The sequence below is a fragment of the Proteiniphilum sp. UBA1028 genome, from assembly GCF_002316955.1.
Taxonomy (GTDB): Bacteria; Bacteroidota; Bacteroidia; order Bacteroidales; family Dysgonomonadaceae; genus Proteiniphilum.
This window is the reverse complement of sequence record NZ_DCEN01000013.1, coordinates 1,467-6,282: the sequence shown is the minus strand read 5'-3', so window position 1 is coordinate 6,282 and position 4,816 is coordinate 1,467. Positions and strand designations below refer to the sequence as shown.

2 protein-coding genes and 1 pseudogene are annotated in these 4,816 nt (G+C 44.2%); all 3 read right to left on the bottom strand.

Going from position 1 to position 4,816, the window contains the following annotated elements; genetic code table 11:
• Positions 1–338: pseudogene (locus B3Z75_RS01785) on the bottom strand (phosphodiester glycosidase family protein); the annotation flags it as partial.
• A 19-nt stretch (positions 339–357) separates the two neighbouring features.
• On the bottom strand, positions 358–2,127 hold the full coding sequence (locus B3Z75_RS01780) for a RagB/SusD family nutrient uptake outer membrane protein (RefSeq protein WP_286844920.1): 1,770 nt from the start codon (positions 2,125–2,127) through the stop codon (positions 358–360).
• 28 nt (positions 2,128–2,155) lie between these two features.
• Positions 2,156–4,816, bottom strand: a 2,661-nt coding sequence (locus B3Z75_RS01775) for a SusC/RagA family TonB-linked outer membrane protein (protein WP_294067132.1), incomplete at its 5' end; no start/stop codon positions are given.

The window sequence follows — 4,816 nt, the reverse complement described above, 5'->3', positions numbered from 1 at the left end:
TGAATATTTTCATTGTTGGGCGTACATGTCACAACCGAAAGATTTTTATCTAAATCGATCTCGGCAACAAACATCCGGGTAGGCCGGGTCAAGTACCTGAAATTCACCTCTGTAATTGTTAATCCCTCCGTAAGCTGATAGGACGAATCCTTTTCCACCACCTGGATCTTATCCATATAATCGGCAACCGATTGCATCAACGGGGTTTTCGCCCCTTTGTGCAAGCCGGGCACCATCACCTCATCAGATGAAGAAGAGCAGCTGACAAACAGCATACATACAAAGTACCAGAGAGTAATATATTTTTTATTCGATTTTAAATCATTTATTCGTATCATGTTTCAATTTTTTATTGTTTTACCATCCCGGATTATCGGGTAATAGATTAGGATTAAGAGAAGTCTCTTCAATGGGAATATTGAACAGATAGTTTTTTTCCGTGAAAGAGGGTTTATATGTAACCCTTATGGCATAAGGAGTAATGAATCCATCCTCATCGAATCCTATTTTCTCCCTGATCATATTGATCTCTTTTGCTGAATAGAATTTGGAATCCATAATCGCTCCTCTCCGCTCACGGTTCAACAGGTTCACTCCTGCTCTCCAGCGACAAAGGTCATCCCATCGATAGCCCTCGGCAAACAGTTCGATACGACGTTCCCGCCTGATCTCGCGAATAAGATTTTTGTCGGCTCCTTTTATATCGGGATATTTACTGACCAGGTCAGGATCCTCAACAGGGTTGGCAGTCAGGTCGAAGGAGAACCCTACACGCCGCCTCAAGGCATTGATCGTTTTATCCAGTTCCGGGTCCAGTCCCAGTTCAGCCCCTGCTTCGGCTCTTATGAGCAACACCTCGGCATAACGCATTACCGGTGCATCGGTGGTTCCTTTGAAAGCCTCGGTACCTTCCCATTCAGAAGCTTTATAGAACTTACTGATACAATATCCTGTAACGGATGTTCCGTAAAACGGCCGTTCATTGGTTCCGTCAAAAAGATTGAAGATATTGGGAGCTCCTCCTTTCATAAGACCTCCGTCCTTCCTGTACAGATACTGTGCATGAGGACTGTTCGGATCAGGCACGCAGATAGTCTGTACGAGACGTCTATCACGATCCATCATCTCCGACAGATATCCCATGTGGGGATTGTGGCATCCGCAGACAGATATCGGTTTCCCTGTTCTGGAACACAAATATTCTTCAAAACAATCCCTACTCATACCGTAATTACTCATCGGATATTGCCTGGAGATCTGATGTCCCATATTTATTGCGGGATCATACTCACGAGATAATATGATTTCAGGATTTCCCTGATAATGATCCTGTATAAAGAGGTTGAAATAGCTCATCTCCGTGCCGTTACCAGTATATAGATTATGTCCATATTCGGTCTTCATCAATTCACCCGCGGTATCGTATGCCTTCTTTAACAGTTCTTCATCGCCCTCCATATCGCGGTAACGCCTCCAGGTCCCTTCATACAGACAGACTCTTGCTTTCAGTAATAAAGCAGCATTTTTACTCACCTTACACACATCGGTCTGCTTGGGCAGGTACTCTATTGCCCTGTCCAGGCACATCAGTATGGAGTCTGTTATGAGCACGCGTGAATCCCTTTTCTTGTAAAGGTCCGGATCGTTTTTATCCAGCACCTTGTCATACCAGGGCAGATCGCCAAAACGTTTCATTTTATTGAAGTAATCCCAAGCTTTGAAGAAATAGATCTCTCCCGCATAATGTCTTTTATCATTCGCCGATGCCGGGCTACGCATGTAATTCTCCAGAAATGCATTACATCCGCGTATAACGCCCCAACTCCATGCCCCATCGGTATGGTTTTTCACATTTTTACCGAATGCAATCTGATTCGCACCTCCACTTAAGAGGTTATCGGATTGCAGATCGGCGGTAATCAGGGGGCTGCCGTCCCACGAATTGGGGTTCCCATGTCCGATTACCAGGCTTGGATAATAGGTATGACAATACTGTTCCAGTGCAACCCCGTTGGCCGTAGCCCAGAACCGGGTATCGGTAATAGTGTCCCCAGGTTCCACATCCAGGTAGTTGCAGCTTATCATTGTTAGTGTTATATAGGTCAATAAATATATATATTTTTTCATCACTTTTGTGTCTTAAATTATGTTATCGTCAAAATGTAATGTTTGCTCCAAGAGAAAAATTTCGCATAAAAGCATACTCTTTTCCTGAATTGGACCCTCCATCGCTCAGGCTCTCCGTTATATCGGGAGTCATAAACGGAGGCATATGTGTTTTTTCCCACAAATTATTTCCGCTCACATAAATTCTCAATTGCTCTATAAATAAACTGGATACGTATTTCTTCGGAAGATTATAACTGAAGGTCAGGCCTTTCAATCTTAAATAGGCTGCATTCAATAAATATTTCGATTGTCGCTGTATATTCCTGTTGTTTAACGACTTTCTTGGATAGTATGCATCAGGATTTTCCGGGCTCCAGGTATTATCGATATGGTACTGGAAAATATTTCCGTTGTAGATGCCACGCGGGAATCCCCAGAACTGGTCGCTGCTGGTCCACACATCACGCTTTCCTACTCCGTCGAACATCACCCACAGGCCAATTCCTTTCCAATTGATATCCAGCTGTGCGTTATAGCGGTATCTGGGTGTATTGTTTCCAATAATCACCAGGTCACCCGGATCATCCAACGTGTTTTTACCGATATTGATCACCCCGTCGTTGTTAACATCCTTATAACGGATATCTCCAGGCTTCCATGTATGGTAAATGTAACTTTGTATATAATTCATACGGGCAGCCTCATGCTCATCCCTTATAAACCCATCAGTAACATATCCCCAATAGTCTCCCATTTTCCAACCCTTGTAATACATTGACAAAGAACCGGTAGGGTTATCAAATTTGGTAATTTCAGCCTGATAATCAGAAAGACCTGCCGATAAAGAATAGGTCAAGGGGCTACCCAGGACATTGCTGATCTTATCCCTCCAGGAAACTTCAAGTTCCCATCCTTTGGTTCGCATATCGGCAAGATTTTCCTGCCCTCCACTGGTACCCAATACAGCTGGAAGTGTCACAGAGCGTATCATATCTTTCGTATCTCGGATATAATAATCGAAGGATCCGGAGAGGCGATTATCAAACAAGGCCAGATCTATTCCGGCATCACTGCTGATTACTTTCTCCCATGTAACATTGTTTGGCAACGAGGGAGCCGACAGATAGGTGAGAGGTTCGCCATTCATCATATAATTACTCATGGCTCCACCAGTAAGAGATGCTATGTAAGAGAAGTAGGAACTGATAGCCTGGTTACCCAGAACCCCTACAGATGCCCTGAGTTTCAGGTTATCTATCACACCGCGTAGGGGAGTGAAAAAACTCTCTTCCGATATTCTCCAGCCGGCAGATGCAGAAGGTACGAACACATGGCGCTTGCCGGAAGGAAATTTTGAAGATCCGTCATAGCGACCGTTCAATTCCAGAAGGTATTTTGATTTGAAATCGTAATTTAACCGATAGAACAGACCCTGTACCCTCCATCGCGTATCGGTTTCGTTATTGCTGACATAGTTTATGGCCAGATCGGAAATAGGAGTTTCATTATCGAATAGGTCTGACATTCTGAATGACAATCCCTTGTAATCTTTTCCTTCCTGATTATATCCACCCATCGCCTTGAAATTGTGAAGTTTGTCTATATCCCAGTTATATTCTGCCCACACGTTGAATGTCTGATAATTATTTTCGCTATTCCCGTTAGACACAAAATTAGGTGTCTGGCTCTCAACCGGAGCCACCCCTTCGGGCATGGTCTGGTAAACCGTCTTACGATGTATTTTGCTTCTTCCGAAATATTTATTCAACGTATAGTTTCCTTTAATAGAGAGGCCTTTGAATGGATGCAGGTCGAAACGTCCGGTATACCACATGTCATTCCCGGTACTAATACTACGTCCTGCCTCAGCCATATGACCGATTACATTAAAGTTACCGCGACTCAGCGACATTCCTGCAAAATCGCCATTGGGCAAAAAGACCGACAGTGTAGGAAACATCCTATATACTTCATAATACCAGGTCTCGGCAGATGAGCCAGCCTTATACGGTTCATCATTATTTGTATAATTGTATTTGGTTGAAAAACCGAGGTCAAGCCAGTCGGTCATCTTTGTATCGAAGGTAAAAGAGAGGTTATAACGTTTATAGTCATCATTCCCATAACGAAAGATTCCACCCTGATCTTTAAAACCGCCGGAAAGGTAATAACTTGATTTGTCCGAACCACCCGCAATGCTCAGATTATGCTGCTGCATAAATGCGGCATCCTTATAAAACTCATGAATCCAATCCGTATTACCAACATAGGCCCAACCGGGATTATTAGGTGTATAATTGGGGCTCTGAATACCTTCGGTGTCCACCAGGATAGCCGGATTATTTTCAGGATCGGCAATATGTGCATCAAGCGCAGCCAGGAAACGGTCGTTGAAATAATAGTCGCCTGGCGACTCACTGTCGTATGCATCATTCCATGCTCTCGCCCATACATCGGCTCTCGGCATCTCAGGCAAACGTGCCGGAGTGCTCCATGCCAGGTTATTATTATAGTTGATCTTTATTTTCTGGTTTTCACGTCCCTGCTTAGTGGTTACCAGCATCACACCAAATGCGGCACGGGCACCATAGATAGCAGCTGACGAGGCATCTTTCAAAACGGAAACATTCTCTACGTCCTGCGGGTTAATCAGGGAGAGGTCGCCCTCTACGCCATCGATCAACACAAGGGCCGACCCGCCGTTTAA

Bases quoted from the DNA above. Each gene is read 5' to 3' on its own strand.
- B3Z75_RS01780 (WP_286844920.1), bottom strand. From the start codon at position 2,127: ATGAAAAAATATATATATTTATTGACCTATATAACACTAACAATGATA.